The following is a 16,239-nucleotide window of genomic DNA, read 5'->3' as shown; positions in this document are numbered from 1 at the left end:
GGCACCGTTGCTTGCTCCTTCGTCGCGTACGCAACGGCGCCTGACCGGCGGGACGGCCGCGACGGCCGCTGCGCGGCCTGCCCCTCCTCGAGGTCGGGGCGTGCGGGGCTGGGTGGGGAGGTCCGTCACCACTTACACGGCTGTGCTGCTTCGGTTTCCCGCGTGGAGTATCGCGCGGTGGGCTGGTGTCTTGCGCAGGCCGTCGTAGAACGCGAGGCCCAGCCGGTACTCCTTCGCGTGGTACATCGCGGCATCGGCTTCGCGGATCAGGTCGTAGACCGTGGAATCGGTCGGGCGGGTGGTCAGGCAGGCGACGCCGATGCTGGCGGTGATGGGGATCTCGCCGCAGCTCAGGTCGAACGGGCGGACGAACGCGCCGAGCAGCTGCTGGGCGAGCACGGCGGCCTCGGCGCGGGATCGGGTGGCGAGGACGACGAACTCGTCGCCGCCGTAGCGGGCGGTGACATCGGTGCGCCGCGTGGTGCGGCGGATGCGGGCGGCGGTTTCGGCGATCAGCTCGTCGCCCACCGCGTGTCCGTAGCTGTCGTTGACCATCTTGAAACCGTCGAGGTCGATGAACAACAGGCACAACGGTTTTCCGGCCCACTCGCGGCGGTGCCGGTGCGGTGCGCGCAGCAGCGCGGCCCGGTTGAACAGGCCGGTGAGCAGATCGTGGTCGGCCTGGTACTGGGCCCGGCGTTCGCTGCGCAGGCTGCGGGCGATGGCGCGTTCGCTGCGCACAAGGACCCCGACCAGCAGCAGGGTGAGCAGCAGACAGATCACCACGCGGTCGCCTGCCCCGAGGTCGGCGCCGACGACACTGACCAGCGAGGCGGCCACCAGCGCCACCGCGATCACCCCGGCGCGCCTGCGGGAGCGATGCGGGTGCACGTCGTCGGCCGCGTGCGTCGCGCCCATGGTCGGATGCAGCGCGGCCAGCCCGGCCAGCAGGTACGCCCACTGCTGCGGCACCAGCGCGAATTCACTGCCGACGATGACGGTGCCTGCCGCCGTGAGACTTTCGATCAGACCGCCGACGAGCACCGCGATCAGCGCCGCCTGTAGCAGCCGCAGCGAGGTCTCGGTGCGGACCACCGTGGCCAGCGAATGCGCGAGCACGGTCAGCAGCAGTGCGTCGATCACCGGATAGCTCGCGGCCAGCACGGTGTCGAAACCGGTGGGGTTGCGCAGGATCGGCGAGATCAGGAACGTCCACGACGCCAGCAGGGCACTGAGCCCGATCAGGGTCGAGTCGAGCCACAGATCGCGGGTGCCGACCAGCCGCCGCGGTTGCAGCCAGCCCACCGCGGCCAGCCCCAGACACAGATAGGCGGCCACGGTGCACAGATCGTCGACCGGATGCCAGGACGCGTGCACGCCGAGTTCCCGTATCGCGGTGCCTGCGGCGAACAGCGGAACAGAGGCTGCCAGCAGATACCACGGCAGCCGATGGGCGGGCCGGTGGCTGTACAGGCCGACGCCGATCATCGCCAGACTGCCCGCGACGATGACGACGAGCAGCAGAAACGACAGCGACCGCGCCCCGAACAGTGGCGCGATCAGCACGGCCCCCGCCGAGCCGACCAGGACCGCACACCAGCGCAGGCTCCCATTGCATGTCTCGCTGATGGTCATCGACACCCCCTCGATCTTGCTGCGCACGCGACGAGCGCCGATCGAACGGAAGGCCGGTGAATTCTCGCGCGGGGCGTCGGCCGGGGAGTACCGAGTGTTGTCGTCCGAGCAGAATTCCCAGCCGGCGGCGCCGGCGCTCAAAACCTTTACAACTCAGTCGATCATGACACGTTCCGTGGTCGGCTGTCGCGCCCTTGACGGCATTGCCGGATATCGATTCGGCACCCGATGTTCCGCACCGGCGAGCGGCGGTGTGTGCTGGGATCACGCGGCGGGCGAGCAGCGAAGGGAATTCGAGTGGACAGGTGGATCGCACCGGGCCGGGTCAATATCATCGGCGAGCACACCGACTACAACGACGGGTACGTGCTGCCCATAGCCTTGTCGCTCGGTGTCGTCTGCGCGGCCGAGCCTGGCGGCGACGGACAGGTGCGTCTCACCTCGGCCCAGCGGCCCGGCGAGGTTGTCGTCGTTGCCGTCGATGAGCTTGTGGCGCAGCGTGATCGGGTCCCTGCGTGGGCGCGCTATCCGCTCGGTGTGGTGTACGAGTTCGTGCGCGGCGGGCATCCGGTCGCGGGGGTGCGCCTCGATGTCGACGGTGCGGTGCCGATCGGTGCGGGTCTGTCGTCCTCGGCCGCGCTGTGCTGCGCGGTGACGGTGGCGCTGCGCGATCTGTTCGCACCCGGCCTCACCGATCGCGCGCTCGTCGAGATCGCCCACGCCGCGGAGAACGGATTCGCCGGAGTCCCGACCGGTGTCCTCGACCAGTCGGCCTCGATCCTGTGCACCGCAGGTCACGCGCTGTTCCTCGACGTGCGCGGTTTCACCGCATCCGACGGCCCCGAACCCGGTGCCGCGGAGCAGATTCCGTTCGACCTGGCAGCGGCGGACCTCGCGCTCGTCGTCGCCGACACCGGCCATCCGCACGACCTGGCCGACGGCGGATACGCCGAGCGCAGGGCGCAGTGCGAGGCGGCCGCCGCCGCGCTGGAGGTGCGCGCACTGCGCGACGCCACTGAGGCCGACCTGGCCCGCCTCGACGACCCGCTGCTGCGGCGACGGGCGACCCACGTGGTCACCGAGAACGCGCGGGTACTCGCGGTAGTCGACCAATTGCGGTCAGGCGCCGACCCGCGTGCCGTCGGAGCGCTGCTCACGGCCTCGCACCGGTCGCTGCGGGCCGACTTCGAGGTGTCGGCGCCCGCCCTCGACCTCGCGGTCGACGCGGCCGTCGACGCGGGCGCCCACGGCGCGCGGATGGTCGGCGGCGGTTTCGGCGGCAGCGTAGTGGCCCTGGTCGACCGCGCGGGCACCGACCGTGTCGCCGCGCGGATCGAGCAGCGATTCGCGGCAGCGGGTTTCGCGGTACCCCGGATCTTCACCGTCGAACCGGCCGCGGGGGCACACAGACTGGACTGAACAGAAGTTCACTAATCCCGGTTCGGCATGTGACCTGGGACACAAGAGCGCACAGTGGAAGCACCCCGAAAACGTTCGGCGGGCGACGCGGCCCGCGCCGTCGCCAACGACGCCAGTGCGCCGCCCGGTTCCAGGCCAGGAGGGACACACTGTGCCGCTTGCCGTTTCCACTCTCGACGCGTCGTCGACCTTGCGTCTCGATGCCGATCCCGTCGACTACGCGCTCGTCGCCCTGTACTTCGTCTTCGTTCTCGGCATCGGGCTGATCGCCCGGCGCCGGGTGTCGACCAGCGTCGACTTCTTCCTCTCCGGCCGGTCGCTGCCCGCCTGGGTGACCGGCCTGGCGTTCATCTCCGCCAATCTGGGCGCGGTGGAGATCATGGGCATGTCGGCCAACGGCGCCCAGTACGGTTTCCCGACGTTCAACTACTTCTGGATCGGCGCCGTCCCCGCCATGCTGTTCCTCGGCGTGGTGATGATGCCGTTCTACTACGGCTCCAAGGTGCGGTCGGTACCCGAGTTCATGCGCAGGCGCTTCGGCACCGGCGCGCACCTGGTGAACGCCCTGAGCTTCGCACTCGCCCAGGTACTGATCGCGGGCGTGAACCTCTACCTGCTCGGCACGATCCTCAATGTGCTGCTCGGCTGGCCGCTGTGGATCTCGGTGGTCGTCGCCGCGGTGATCGTGCTCTCCTACGTCACCCTCGGCGGGCTCTCGGCGGCGATCTACAACGAGGTGCTGCAGTTCTTCGTGATCGTCGCGGCGCTGCTGCCGCTGACCCTGGTCGGCCTGCACCGCGTCGGCGGCTGGGACGGCTTCAAGGACAAGGTGACCGCCTCACCCGGCGGCGCCGACCAGCTGCAGACCTGGCCAGGCAATGCGATGAGCGGGTTCACCGACAATTTCGCCTCGATCATGGGCATCGTGTTCGGCCTGGGATTCGTGCTCTCCTTCGGTTATTGGACAACCAATTTCGTGGAGGTGCAGCGCGCACTCGCGACGCACTCGATTTCGGCGGCGCAGCGCACGCCGATCATCGGCGCGTACCCGAAGATGTTCATTCCGTTGATCGTCGTCATTCCCGGCATGATCAGCGCGGTACTGGTGCCGCAGATGATCGAGTACAAGCAGCAGGTCACCGCGAATCCCGATTTCGAGGGCGACGTCACCTACAACCAATCACTGCTGTTCCTGATGAAAGAGGTGCTGCCGAACGGTCTGCTCGGTGTCGGCCTCGCGGGTCTGCTCGCGGCGTTCATGGCGGGTATGGCGGCCGATGTCTCCGCGTTCAACACCGTGTTCAGTTACGACCTGTGGCAGCAGTACGTCCGCAAGGACCGCCCCGACGGGTACTACCTGAAGATCGGCAGGCTGGCGACGATCGGCGCGACGATCGCGGCGATCTTCACCGCGTTCATCGCGGGCGGCTTCAGCAACATGATGGACTACCTGCAAACCCTGTTCAGCTTCTTCAACGCGCCCCTGTTCGCGACATTCATCCTCGGCATGCTGTGGAAGCGGATGACGCCGACGGCGGGCTGGGTCGGGCTGGTCAGCGGCACGCTGGCCGCGGTCTTCGTGTTCCTGCTCAACGAGACCGGCGTGACCAGCCTGTCCGGTCAGGGCGCGAGCTTCGTCGCCGCGGGCGCCGCCTTCGTGGTCGACATCGCCGTCAGCGTGGCGGTCACCCTGGTGACCAGGCCCAAACCCGCCGCGGAACTGGTCGGCCTGGTGTACTCCGAGACACCGAAGGCGCTGCGCACCGACGCCGACGCGGACACGCTGCCGTGGTACCAGCGCCCGGTCCTGCTCGCGGGAATCGCGCTCGTGCTGGTCATCACCCTCAACATCGTCGTCGGATAAGGAGTCAGGGCAATGCTTTTCGATATCCGCACCATCATCGGCGCGCTCCTCGGCAGCTACGGCGTCGTCCTGGTGATCACCTCGCTGGTGCAGGACACCGCCGCGCAGGAGGCCAAGACCGGCGGGATCGATGTGAACCTGTGGGCAGGCCTCGGCATGCTCGGGGTCGCCGTCGTGTTCATCGGCTGGGCATTGCTGCGGCCGGTACAGGTCCCCGCGAACCCGGAGCTGACGCTGGAGGATTTCGACCCCGATCGCTGACGTGTGCCCGGGTACGTCACGCCTGGACGGCGCCCGGAATACCGTCCTGCACGACGAAACTCGCCCGGGTGGTGACCGGTGCGCCGGGGCGGGTGACATACGGGACAACCCGGAAGTCGTTGCGCCACAGCTGATGATCCAGCTCCACTCGTACATAGCCGCGTTGCCGGTTGTAGAACTTCATGTCCGGGTTGGCCGCGAGCAGTGCCCGCCCTGCGTCGCTGATGTCGGCGCCGTCGCCACCGGTGGTGATGGACGTGCCGGTGAATTCGGTGGCGACGACCGGTGATTCAGGGTCCTGATAGTCGCGGCGCAGGTCGGCGACGTAGTTCTCGTGCCGGTCACCGGTGATCACGACCAGGTTGCCCGCCGCGCGGTCGGCGGCGGTGCCGAGCACCGTGTTGCGGTCGGCGATGTAGCCGTCCCAGGCATCGGTACCGAGCAGCAGCTCCGGTCCCGGGTCGTAGTCGGATTGCGCCATCGCGACCTGGTTGCCGAGCACCTGCCAGCGAGCGGACGAGGTGGCCAGTCCGTCGACGAGCCAGTCCCGTTGCGCCGCACCGAGGATCGTGCGATCGGTGGCGTAGCGCTCGGAGCAGCCGGTGACCGCTTTGCCGTCACCACAGGCCTGCGCGGAGCGGTACTGCCTGGTGTCGATCATGGTGAACTCGGCCAGATCGCCGAAGCGGTAGCGGCGGTGCAGAGGCATGCTCGGCCCTGCGGGCACCTGCGCCAGGCGCATCGGCTGGTGCTCGTACATCGCCTGGAACGCGGCGGCTTTGCGCCTGCGGAACATCGGCGCCAGCCGGTGCACGTCGAAGCCGAGTCCGGGATGCACGCCTGCCCAGTTGTTGTCGAGCTCGTGGTCGTCGAGGGTGACCAGCCAGGGGAACGCCGCGTGCGCGGCCCGCAGCGGCGCTTCCGACTTGGCCTGGGCGTAGCGCAGCCGGTATCCGGCCAGGTCAACGGCCTCGCCCTCGAGCTGGGCTGGCAGGTGCGCGCCGCGCCGCGCGAGCAGCCAGGAGGTCTCGTAGATGTAGTCGCCCAGATGCACGACCAGGTCGAGGTCTTCGGCGCTGAGATGCTCGTAGGCGGTGTAGTAGCCCGAACTCCACGATTGGCAGGACGCGAAGGCGAACCGCATCCGGCTGGTCGGACTGCCCGGCGCGGGCGCGGTGCGGGTGCGTCCGGTGGGGGAGATCTCCGAGCCGGCCCGGAACCGGTAGTAGTACCACCGGTCCGGCGCCAGCCCGGAGACCTCGGGGTGCACGCTGTGGCCGAGCGCGCGGGTCGCCACCGCCGAGCCCGTGGCCACGACCTTGGTGAAGCGTTCGTCCTCGGCGACCTCGTAGTCGACGGTCACCGCGGCCAACGGCATCCCGCCGTAACCGTCCGGGGCGAGCGGATCAGGTGCGAGGCGGGTCCACAGCACCACGCCGTCCGGCGTCGGTTCCCCGGAGGCGACACCGAGGGAGAACAGCTCGCCGAGCCGCCGTGGTGCCGGGAACCTGGCACTGCTCACCGCCGACACCCCGACCAGGGCCGCGACCGAACCGGTCACGCCGTAGCGCAGGAGTTGTCGACGGGAGACCACCATGTGTCGATTCTGTCCGGTTTCGCACCCGGCGCGCGAGGAATGCGGTGATCGCGCTACTTGGCGGGCGGCGTGAACGGCGCGTTGATCGTGGTGAAGTACTGGATCGCCGCACCCACCGCGACCGGCGCGGCGATGAAGATCTGCCCGGCCAGCGCACCGACCGGACCCGCGACCAGCGCGCCCGCGATGCACCCGACCGCCGCGGCGGGCAGGAACGGGCCGAACAGCCCGACGATCGTCGCCATGATGACGGTGCCGGACAGGATGCCACCGAGCACGCAGCCGACGGCCGCACCGCCGAGGCCGCCGACCAGCGCGCCGACGGAGGCGCCGAGGCTGATCGTGGCGGTCATCCGGCTCCAGGCGTCCTTCTCGCGGTCGTACTCCGTCTTCCACGGCGCGGAGTTCTCGAACGGCAGCGCCACCGGCTTGTACACGGCCTTGGCCGGGTCGAGCTGCGGGGTGAGGGTGGCGGTGCGGCCGGTGATCTCGGCGGCGATCGGGAACTCGAAGTCGTCGAGCCGGAAGTGCAAGGGGGTCGCGGCGACGGTGGTGCCGTCGGCGGCCTTGACCTTGAACGCACCGTCCTCGGCGACCAGCGAGCCCGCGTCGGTGCTGATGAGCGAGGCGCCGTCGACCGCTTCGGCGGTGAAGTTGATCGGCGCCTGGCCGGTGTCCGGCGCCGCGTGCGCCGTGGTGGCGGCGACGGTGCCCGCGGTCAGCAGGGCGGCGGTGGCGAGGGCGATCGTGGTGGTCTTCATGGGTGATTCCTTCATCGAATGCGAGCGTCTGCGGGCACGCGTCATCGCGACGGCACCCGGCAGCGGGAAAGTGGTTGTCGGCGAAGCGCTGTCGCTGCGCCGTGTGGGGGAGTGGGTCAGGCTGACGGCTGGGCGCGCGCGGCGAGGCCGAGCGCGACGTCGACGATCAGGAAGCCGAGCAGGCTCAGCCCGACCAGCGGGACGAACCAGCCGACCGCCACGGCCGCCGCGAGCAGCGGCACGGTGATCCACAGCGAGGTCTTGCGTAGCACGCCACGACGCGGTGGCGCGCCTGCCGCGAAACGGTTCGACTTGCGGGTCGGCCGCCGCTGCCACCACATCAGGTAGCCGAGCACGATCATCGCGCCAAGGCCGAGCGCCACCGCGAGCAGCAGCAACTGGTTCGGCAGCCCGAACAGCAGACCCATGTGGAAGGCGATGCCCCAGTTGGTCAGCTTGGCCATCAGCGGCCAGTCGGCCCAGGCGAGCTGGTCGGTGACGGAGCCGGTGGCGCCATCGATCGCGACCGAGTCGATGGTGTAGGTGCCGGGCTTGCGCAGTTCCTTGATGGCGAACGCACTCTCCGGCTTCGCCGGGATCGCGATCTCGGCGGCCTGGGTGATGCCGTTCGCGCGGGCGATATCCCAGACGGAGTCGAGCTGGGCGATCCGGGCGCCCGCGTCGACCGGCGCGGGCGCGGTGTGACCCGCGCTGTGATGATCGCCGCCCGCGGACTGCGCGGGACCGGCCGCGCCGGGCAGCTTCACGTCGACCTTGGGGGTCGTCCAGCTCATTTCTTCGCGCAGCTTGGTGACGTTCTCACCGGCATAGGTCGACCAGGTGATGCCGGTCGCCGACAGCAGCAGCACCACGGGCAGGATCCAGAAGCCGATGGCGCCGTGCCAGTTCAGCTTGCGCCGCTTTGGCTCGGACAGATCCGGCGCGAGCAGCCACTGCGCCGATCGCTTCGCCCGCCGCTTGCGTACCCGGTGCACCCACAGCACGAGGCCGAACAGGGCGATCACCCACAACCAGGACGCGGCCAGCTCGCTGTAGAGCCTGCCGGTCTCGCCCAGGTGCAGGCTGCGGTGGAACTCACTGATCCAGGTCCGCAACGGGAGCGCGCCACCGCTGCCGTAGACGACGGCCTCGCCGACCGGCTGTGCGGTGTGCGGGTCGACGAATACCGAGAGCCGTTCGGAATCGCCGAGGGCCGGGTCGTTGAACAGGACGCGGGTGGTCTCGCCATCGCTCGGGGCCGGTGCCACGGCGACGAGGGTCAGGTCGGGTTTGGTGGCGACCGCCGCGCCGACCTGCGCCGACAGCGCCTGCTCGGGGCCGGCCGTGTCGACCTGCAGCAGGTCGCGGGAGACGAACCCCTCGATCGTGGGCGCGATCGCGTACAGCGCGCCGGTGAGCGCGGCGATCAGGATGAAGGGGGCGACGAAGATCCCCGCGTAGAAGTGCAGGCGCATGGCCAGCGGGTAGAGGCGCAGGCCCCGGCGGGCGCCGGAGTGTGACCGTCCACCGGATTCCGGTGGCGCCGAGGCGGGTTCCTCGGTCGGACGGGTGTCCGTGATGCTCATGATGATTCGTTTCTGGAGTACTGGAAACCCGGTGCGCGCGGATCGGTCCAGGTACGCGGCGCTGACCGCGACTCCGTGACCGGTCGCAAGGACTGCGTCCGGCGGAGTGCGCGGTCGGTGAACCGACGTCTGAACTCGGTTGGCCCAAGGATCGGCCGCGCCGGCGTGCCGTCGGCGACTGCGCGTGTGCGCATCGTGGGGTTGCCGATCGAGCCGTCGCGGTCGCGCGGACAGCGCACGGCGAAAGGCCGTGCACCGGGTAAGGGAAGGTGTCAGAAAGGAATCGCGAGCGGCGGACCGCGGGTGCGCGGCGATTGCGCGGCGAAGATCCGCAGGATGACGCGGTCGCGGTGGACCAGGCGCAGCGGCGCCGGGTCGGGAATGCGGGGGGAGCGGTAGCGCAGCGGCAGGATCCGCGCGAGCGCGGCGCTGCCGATCCGATAAGCGGCCTCGGCACCCAGGATGATCACGGCCGCGAGGGTCGCGGCGACGACGTGCGCGGTGAGCATGCCGAGACCGAGCGAGTCGTCACCGTGATGGGCATGCCCGGACCAGCTCATGGTCGTGTGGCCGAGCAGCTGACCGCCCAGCAGCACGGCGGCCAATCCGATCGCTCCGTCGCGCAACGGGCGAATACCCGCGACCACCGCGCCGACGACCGCCGAGACAGCGGCCAGCAGCACGACGGTGGTGCTGCCGGGCAGCGCGCCACCGGAAGCCAGTCCGTGAGCGGCCAGCGAGAGCGCCCCCGACATCGAGCCGGCGCAGGCACCGCGCAGCCGCGCGCCGACGGCACGCGACGGCGCGGACGCCTGCTCGAACTCGATGATCACCGGCTGATTTTAGACGACCGGTACCGGCCGCTCGGCCGGTACCGGGACAGGCAGGCTCACGCCTCGTCGAAATCCATCTCGATCAGCGGCTTGCGCAGCAACTTGCCGGTCGCGTTGCGGGGCAGTTCGTCGACGAAGATCACCTCGCGCGGCACCTTGTAGCGGGCCAGGTTCTCGCGGACGTACTCCTTGATCTCCTTGGCGTCGCGCGCCGAGTCGGGACCGGGAACCACGATCGCGCGCAGCCGCTTGCCGTAGTCGCGGTCGTCGACGCCGACCACCGCAGCCTCGAACACATCCGGCCTGCCCGCGATGAGGTTCTCCACCTCGAGCGGGAAGACGTTCTCGCCACCGGAGACGATCATGTCGTCGTCCCTGCCGTCGATGTAGAGCAGCCCGTCGGCATCGAAATGGCCGACGTCGCCGCTGGACATCATGCCGTCGACCATCTCCTTGGTCCGGCCGTCGGTGTAGCCGCTGAACGCGAAACCGTTGTCGACGAAGATGGTTCCGGTGACATTCGGCGCCGTGATCGGCTTGCGGTTCTCGTCGAGCAGCACGATCCGGATGCCGACCGGCGCCTTGCCCGCGGTGGTCGGTGCCTTGCGCAGGTCCGCCGGGGTCGCCACCGTCATCACGGCGCACTCGGTGGAGCCATAGAGGTTGTAGAGGCTGTCACCGAAGTAGTCCAGCGTGCGGGTCACCACGTCGGGCGCGATGGCCGAGCCGGCGGCGAAGATGACCTTGATGGTCTTCGGGTCGTACTTCGCCAGGATCTGCTCGTCCAGATCGAGGATGCGCTGCAGCATCGTCGGGACGACGACCAGCGAATCCGCCCGGTACTGCGCGATATTGGCGAGGGTCTTCTCCGGATCGAACCGGCGCTGCTGGAAGATCACCCGGTTGCCCAGCGCGAGACCAAGGGTGAACTGCGACAGGCCGGTGCCGTGGAAGATCGGCGCGGCCATGATCATGGTGCCGTTGTCGGGCAGCGGTACCCGGTCGACGAACTGCGCGGAGGCGAACGGGCTCACCTTGTCGCGCGGGGCGCCCTTGGGCGTTCCGGTGGTGCCGCTGGTCAGGATCACCATGCCGCCCGGCTTGCTCGGCGGGGTCAGCGGCGTGACCGAACGACCGGCCGAGAGCGATTCGACGGTCGGGATCGACGCGTCGACGCCGTCGGCCTCGTCGACCCAGGTGAGGATGCGCGGGATGTCGGCGGGGATGGCGCTCATCAGATCGACGAACTCGCTGTCGTGCAGCACCGCCTTGACCTTCTCGCGCGCGGCCACATCGGCGAACTGCGGCTTGGCGAAACCGGTGTTCATCAGCACCGCGCGCACGCCGAGCTTGCCCGCGGCGAGCAGGCTCAGCACCATGCCGCGGTGGTCGCGGGCCAGCACCGCGACCACATCGCCCTCGTTGATCCCGCTCGCCCGCAGCCCACGGGCCAGGGCATTGGACTGCTCGTCGAGCGTGCCGAAGGTGAGTTCACCGCGCTCGTCGACGATGGCGCCCGCGTCCGGCCGCGTCTGCGCGGCGTGCATGACCACGCCGGCGAACGGGCCGAACTTGGAGACATTGCGGAACGAGCGGGCGGCGTGATCGAGGCGCAGCGGATTGAACAGCTTGCGATCCATCATCACTTTGACGCCGAGCGCGAAATCACCGGCGCGCCGGGCGGTTCCACCGAGCGCGGGCAGAGACAGAGACATCGAACAGCCTTCCGGCAGACCGATCCCACGACGACGAACACCCGTGGGGCCGGACCGCGTCATCGAGATCCAGTGCTGATGCTAACAGTAGCAAGCATCCCGGGCCGGTTGTGCTCTGTCTCTCAGGCCCCCGACCTCACTGTGACACCTCATAATCGATGAGGACTCGCCGCAAGATCTTGCCGGTCGCGTTGCGGGGGAGTTCGTCGACGAAGACCACCTCGCGCGGCACCTTGTAGCGGGCCAGATTCTCCTTGACGTGCGCCTGGATCGCGGCGGCGTCGGTGCTGTGCCCCTCTTCGAGGACGATGAAGGCGCGCAGCCGCTTCCCGAACTCCACGTCGTCGACGCCGACCACCGCGACGTCGAACACGTCGGGCCGCTCGACCAGCAGGTTCTCCACCTCCTGCGGGAAGACGTTCTCGCCGCCGGAGATGATCATGTCGTCGTCGCGGCCGTCGACCATGAGCAGCCCGCTCTGGGTGAAGTGCCCGAGGTCGCCGCTGGACATGAAGCCGTCGATGATCTGCTTGTTCCGGCCGTCGGTGTAACCCTCGAAGGGCGCGCCGCTGCGCACGAAGATCCGGCCCGCGGTCTCCGGTGTCGTGACCCGCTGGTCGTTCTCGTCGTAGAGGCGGACCTCGCAGGTGATCGGCGAGCGGCCGCAGGTGCCCGGCGCCTCGGCCAGCTCGGCCGGGTTCGCGATCGTCGCGATGGCCACCTCGGTCGACCCGTAGAGGTTGTAGAGGACCGGACCGAACGCCTCGGTGGCGCGGATGCACAGCTCGGGCGAGAGTGCCGATCCGGCGAACAGGATCACCTTCAGCGAGGAGGTGTCGTACTTGGCGCGGACCTCGGGGGGCAGTTCGGTCAGCCGGTGCAGCATCGTCGGCACGCACACGAGCATCTCGACCTTGTGCTCGGCGATCGCGGCCAGGGTGGCCTCGGCGTCGAAGCGGCGGCGCATGACGATCTTGTTCGCCAGGATGGTGCCGACCAGCCAGGTGCCGAGACCCGTGCTGTGGAAGATCGGCGAGACGATCATCATGACGCCCCGCTTGGGGAAGGGCACCCGGTCGACGAACTGCGCGGTCGCCATCGGTGTCACCTTGGTGCGCGGGGCGCCCTTGGGCAGGCCGGTCGTGCCGCTGGTGAGGATGATGAAGCCGCCCGGCTTGCTCGGCGCGGGCAGCGGCTCGGTGGAGTTGCCCGCGATGAGGTCGTCGAAGGTGGCGGCGCCCTCGGGCAGCTGGGCGCCCTCGTCGACCCAGGTCAGGAAGCGCGGCAGGTCGGCGGGCAGCGCGTCGAGCAGGCCGATGAACTCGCTGTCGTGCAGCACGGCGCGGACCTTCTCGCGCTCGCACACCTCGGCGAACTGCGGCTTGGCGAAGCCGGTGTTCATCAGCGCGATCCGCGCGCCCAGCTTGCCGGCGGCGATCATCGACATGATGAGCCCGCGGTGGTCGCGCGCCAGCACCGCGATCACCATGCCCTCGCCGATGCCCGCGTCGTGCAGGCCGCGCGCGATCGCCGTCGACTGCTCGTCGAGTTCCCGGTAGGTCAGCTCGCCGCGCTCGTCGGCCAGCGCGACTTGATCGGGCGCGACCCGGGCGGAGTGGCGGACGAGGGTGGCCTGCGGGCCGTAGATCTTGGATTCCTTCATCGTCCGCAGGGTCTCGACCGGCTTCGTCGGGTCGGTGACGCCGCGTGACCGCAGCACTCCGAGCGCCTTCACAGTTTCGAGCAGATGGCTCACGTTCACTCGGCTACCTCCACAGCATCGGTCTCTGGATGCTCACGGTAGCAGTCGATGTGCCCTGCATCACAGCTTTCTAAACGGGCAATTAGGACACTTCCCGATCAGCGCTGCGCGCTCGCCAGGGCCGCGAGCAACGGGACGAGCCTGCCCTCCGGCACCTCGAAACGGCCGAGCCCCGCGGTCTGCAGCCAGCCGACCGCGGCCAGCTGCCGCAGGTGCTGGTAGATCTCGGCCGAGGTACCCAGTTCCTCGATGGCGGCCAGGTCGGCGGCGGTGCGGCGACCGTAGACGATCTCGCGCAGCAACCGCAGCCGCACCGGATTCGCCAGGACGGCGAGGCAATTGGCGGCCTCGATGGTCCAGACGTCGCCGACGATGGCATCGGTGGCGAATTGTGCCTGCCAGTCGAGTCGTTCACCGGTCGGCAGTTGCAGCGCCCCGGCCAGCAGTACGCCGCCGTTGCGCACCCCGGCGTCGTCGAATTCTTTGCGCAGCCGCGCGACGGCCCACGGCAGCTGCGCGTCGCCACCTCCTGGCTGCTCCAGGGCGGCAACCCGCCGTTCCAGTTCTTCGAGTCGGTCGACCAGATCCACGCGGCAAACCTACGCCACTCCGAACCCCTTGCGCTGCAAGCTTGCGGGCCGAAAACGTCGACGCACCCCGGAACCGTGATTCCGGGGTGCGTGCGCGAGCGGGAGACTATCGCGTGACAGCGCCGAAAGACGGCTGCTGGATGGTGCCGAGCTTGTAGGCGTACCCGTCCGGGTGCGCCTCGTCGACCGGCACGGACCAGCGGTGCCACAGGTTGCCGTACACCGCCGCGACGACCAGTCCGCCACCGGTGTTCAGCGACGCGGTGCGGATCGTCGTGTCGACCGGCACGTCCTGGTGCTCGGCCAGGATCGCGGTCCCGCTCTGCCCGGTGGACAGGTTCAGCCAGATGACCTCGAGCTTGGCGCCGGTCTGGGTGGGCGAGATGGTGCCGGGTCCGCCGAAGAAGCCGAGCCGGAAGCCGTTGATGTCGAGCGCGATGCCCGACCCGTAAACACCCGCGCCGCCGCCGTTCTGGCCGATATCGGAGGTGGCGGGGATCTGGAACGGCTGCGCGGGCAGCGCCACGTCGATCGTGCCCTTGTCGACGAGCTTGTCGAGTGCGGCGAGCGCGCCCGGGTTGTCCGCCACGGTGGTGCGCAACTGCGCGACGGCCGCGGCCACGTCGACCGTGGTCTTTGGCGCCGGTTCCGCGCCCGCTGGGGCGGCGAAGACGACGGCGACGGCGGCCGACGTGGCGGCCACCGCGGTGGTGAAGCGACGCATGAAACTCAGATGATGCATAACCAGCTCTCCTCGAGTGTTCCTGGTACCGCTTTCCCTGGGTGAATCGTCAGCTCTGTTGTCGGCCGGTGGAATACCGCGCATCACCCGCGCGGCCATCGGTCACCGGTGCACCGTATCGGACGCGGGATGTGTCCTCGATCACGCCCCTGGACTCACGGCATCGTGGCGATCTGCACCTTGTAGCCGCGGTACAACTCGGGTTTGGCGGTGAGCACCGGCATATCGAGGTGCTGGGCGGTGAACACCACGGGCGCGACGAGCGGCCATTCGGTGTGGTCGTCGGCCATCGGCACGGTGGTGCCGGTGCGGATCGCGGTCGCGGCGTCCAGTTCGGCCCAGCGCACGGCGACGCGATTGTCGAGCAGGCGCCCGAGCTCGTCGATGTTGTCGACGGCGCGCATCGCGGCCATCAAGCTCACCGTCGGCACCACCATGATCCGGCGCTGCTGGGTGAACTGCCGCATGATCACCTGCCCGAACAGGGGAGAGAGGGCGAGCGAGGTCAATGCGGTGTGGTCGGCGACGCTCACCGGGTGGCGCCTGTACCGTCCAGCGCGCTCATCAGTTTGTCCAGTTTGGCCTCCGCGTCGGCGATCTCGTCCGCGGAATGCCGCTTGATCCGGTCGTCGAGCCCGCCGAGGATCTGCTCGCGCAGATCGTCGTTGAAGTACGCGGGGGGCAATGCCCCGTGGCGCAACACCTCAGCAGGTACCACCGCGACCAATTCCTTCCCCTCCCGCGTCACGATCACCGGCCGTCCGCTGGCGGACACCCCGTCGAGAACAGTGCCGAGCTGGCCACGCAACTCGGTCAACGGCACAGTTTCGTAATCGGCCATATCTCACTGTACATCGGTGTGTACAGTCCGGCTCCCGGTCCGGTGCTGACGAGTCCCGCCGGACCGGAAGCCGGCGGGCCGTCGCGGCTGACCTCAGGCGGCCTTGCGGGCAGGCTCGCTGCGATACCGGGTGACCGGGCCGTCGATGCCGAGCAGGCGCCAGGTGAGCTTCGAGACGGGGTTCATCAGGCCGCTGTTGGTGGCCAGGGCGCGCACGTCGCCGAAGATGTTGCGCATCGTGGTCTGCGATTCCGCGCCGCTCCAGTAGGCCTCGCGCATGACCTCGTCCGGGATGCCGAACTTTTCCACGAATTCCTTGGGCGGGGTCATGATCATGTCGAGCATCACCCGCATGGCGATCGGGAAGGCAACGGACAGAACCGATTTCATGATCGGGTTCATGCCGGGCACATTGCGCCGCAGGTATTCGTGGGCGAAGGAGATGTGCCGGGCTTCCTCGGCCACGTGGATCTGCATCACGCGCTGCACCATCGGATGCAGGTCGACACCGGCGCGCAGCAGCGACTTCTGCAGGTGATCGATCGGCTCCTCGCCGCCCAGGATCATCGTGAAGAACAGCTCGGGGAAGTACTTCACCGCGGGCCAGATGGCCATCGTCAGCTTGCGGTCGAT

At 69.0% G+C, this 16,239-nt stretch carries 15 protein-coding genes; 3 read left to right on the top strand and 12 right to left on the bottom strand.

What is annotated here, in order from left to right:
- Positions 1 to 132: 132 nt before the first annotated feature.
- Positions 133 to 1,635 (bottom strand): diguanylate cyclase, encoded by a 1,503-nt coding sequence (locus ACFWF2_RS30815; RefSeq protein ID WP_379310994.1) that lies wholly within the window; start codon positions 1,633 to 1,635, stop codon positions 133 to 135.
- A gap of 297 nt (positions 1,636 to 1,932) precedes the next feature.
- Here ACFWF2_RS30815 and galK point away from each other — a divergent pair, with 297 nt between their 5' ends.
- From galK to ACFWF2_RS30800, 3 genes are all read left to right on the top strand, one after another.
- The gene (gene galK / locus ACFWF2_RS30810) at positions 1,933 to 3,054 is read left to right on the top strand and encodes a galactokinase (protein ID WP_379310992.1); all 1,122 of its coding nucleotides are present in this window, start codon (positions 1,933 to 1,935) and stop codon (positions 3,052 to 3,054) included.
- 151 nt (positions 3,055 to 3,205) lie between these two features.
- The gene (locus ACFWF2_RS30805; protein WP_379310991.1) at positions 3,206 to 4,918 is read left to right on the top strand and encodes a sodium:solute symporter family protein; all 1,713 of its coding nucleotides are present in this window, start codon (positions 3,206 to 3,208) and stop codon (positions 4,916 to 4,918) included.
- A gap of 12 nt (positions 4,919 to 4,930) precedes the next feature.
- Complete coding sequence (locus ACFWF2_RS30800) at positions 4,931 to 5,179, top strand: hypothetical protein (protein ID WP_379310990.1); 249 nt, start codon at positions 4,931 to 4,933, stop codon at positions 5,177 to 5,179.
- A 16-nt stretch (positions 5,180 to 5,195) separates the two neighbouring features.
- Here the strand turns inward: ACFWF2_RS30800 and ACFWF2_RS30795 are convergent, their stop codons facing one another.
- The 11 genes from ACFWF2_RS30795 to ACFWF2_RS30745 form a co-directional block, all read right to left on the bottom strand.
- Positions 5,196 to 6,776: an alkaline phosphatase D family protein gene (locus ACFWF2_RS30795; protein ID WP_379310989.1), complete on the bottom strand. Its 1,581-nt coding sequence runs from the start codon at positions 6,774 to 6,776 to the stop codon at positions 5,196 to 5,198.
- Positions 6,777 to 6,829: 53 nt separating this feature from the next.
- Positions 6,830 to 7,537 carry a hypothetical protein gene (locus tag ACFWF2_RS30790; RefSeq protein WP_379310988.1) on the bottom strand — a complete coding sequence of 236 codons (708 nt, stop codon included), beginning with the start codon at positions 7,535 to 7,537 and terminating at the stop codon, positions 6,830 to 6,832.
- 116 nt (positions 7,538 to 7,653) lie between these two features.
- Positions 7,654 to 9,123, bottom strand: coding sequence for a PepSY-associated TM helix domain-containing protein (locus tag ACFWF2_RS30785; protein ID WP_379310987.1), 1,470 nt, complete (start codon positions 9,121 to 9,123; stop codon positions 7,654 to 7,656).
- 272 nt (positions 9,124 to 9,395) lie between these two features.
- Positions 9,396 to 9,956 carry a hypothetical protein gene (locus ACFWF2_RS30780; protein WP_379310986.1) on the bottom strand — a complete coding sequence of 187 codons (561 nt, stop codon included), beginning with the start codon at positions 9,954 to 9,956 and terminating at the stop codon, positions 9,396 to 9,398.
- 56 nt (positions 9,957 to 10,012) lie between these two features.
- A complete protein-coding gene (locus ACFWF2_RS30775; protein WP_379310985.1) occupies positions 10,013 to 11,671 on the bottom strand; it encodes an acyl-CoA synthetase in 1,659 nt (552 codons plus the stop codon).
- Between the two features lie 136 nt (positions 11,672 to 11,807).
- On the bottom strand, positions 11,808 to 13,433 hold the full coding sequence (locus tag ACFWF2_RS30770; RefSeq protein ID WP_379310984.1) for an acyl-CoA synthetase: 1,626 nt from the start codon (positions 13,431 to 13,433) through the stop codon (positions 11,808 to 11,810).
- 98 nt (positions 13,434 to 13,531) lie between these two features.
- A complete protein-coding gene (locus ACFWF2_RS30765) occupies positions 13,532 to 14,023 on the bottom strand; it encodes an ArsR/SmtB family transcription factor (RefSeq protein ID WP_378846611.1) in 492 nt (163 codons plus the stop codon).
- Between the two features lie 106 nt (positions 14,024 to 14,129).
- Complete coding sequence (locus ACFWF2_RS30760; RefSeq protein WP_379310983.1) at positions 14,130 to 14,765, bottom strand: hypothetical protein; 636 nt, start codon at positions 14,763 to 14,765, stop codon at positions 14,130 to 14,132.
- 155 nt (positions 14,766 to 14,920) lie between these two features.
- Positions 14,921 to 15,298, bottom strand: coding sequence for a hypothetical protein (locus tag ACFWF2_RS30755; RefSeq protein ID WP_379310982.1), 378 nt, complete (start codon positions 15,296 to 15,298; stop codon positions 14,921 to 14,923).
- Entirely contained in the window at positions 15,295 to 15,606 is a 312-nt protein-coding gene (locus tag ACFWF2_RS30750) for a type II toxin-antitoxin system Phd/YefM family antitoxin (protein ID WP_379310981.1), read from the bottom strand. The genes ACFWF2_RS30755 and ACFWF2_RS30750 overlap by 4 nt, the downstream gene beginning before the upstream one ends.
- Before the next feature lie 93 nt (positions 15,607 to 15,699).
- On the bottom strand, positions 15,700 to 16,239 hold a 540-nt coding region (locus tag ACFWF2_RS30745), incomplete at its 5' end, for a diiron oxygenase (protein ID WP_379310980.1).

It is taken from the genome of Nocardia sp. NPDC060259, from assembly GCF_042728775.1.
Classification (GTDB): domain Bacteria; phylum Actinomycetota; class Actinomycetes; order Mycobacteriales; family Mycobacteriaceae; genus Nocardia.
This window is presented reverse-complemented; position numbering and strand designations above follow the sequence as displayed.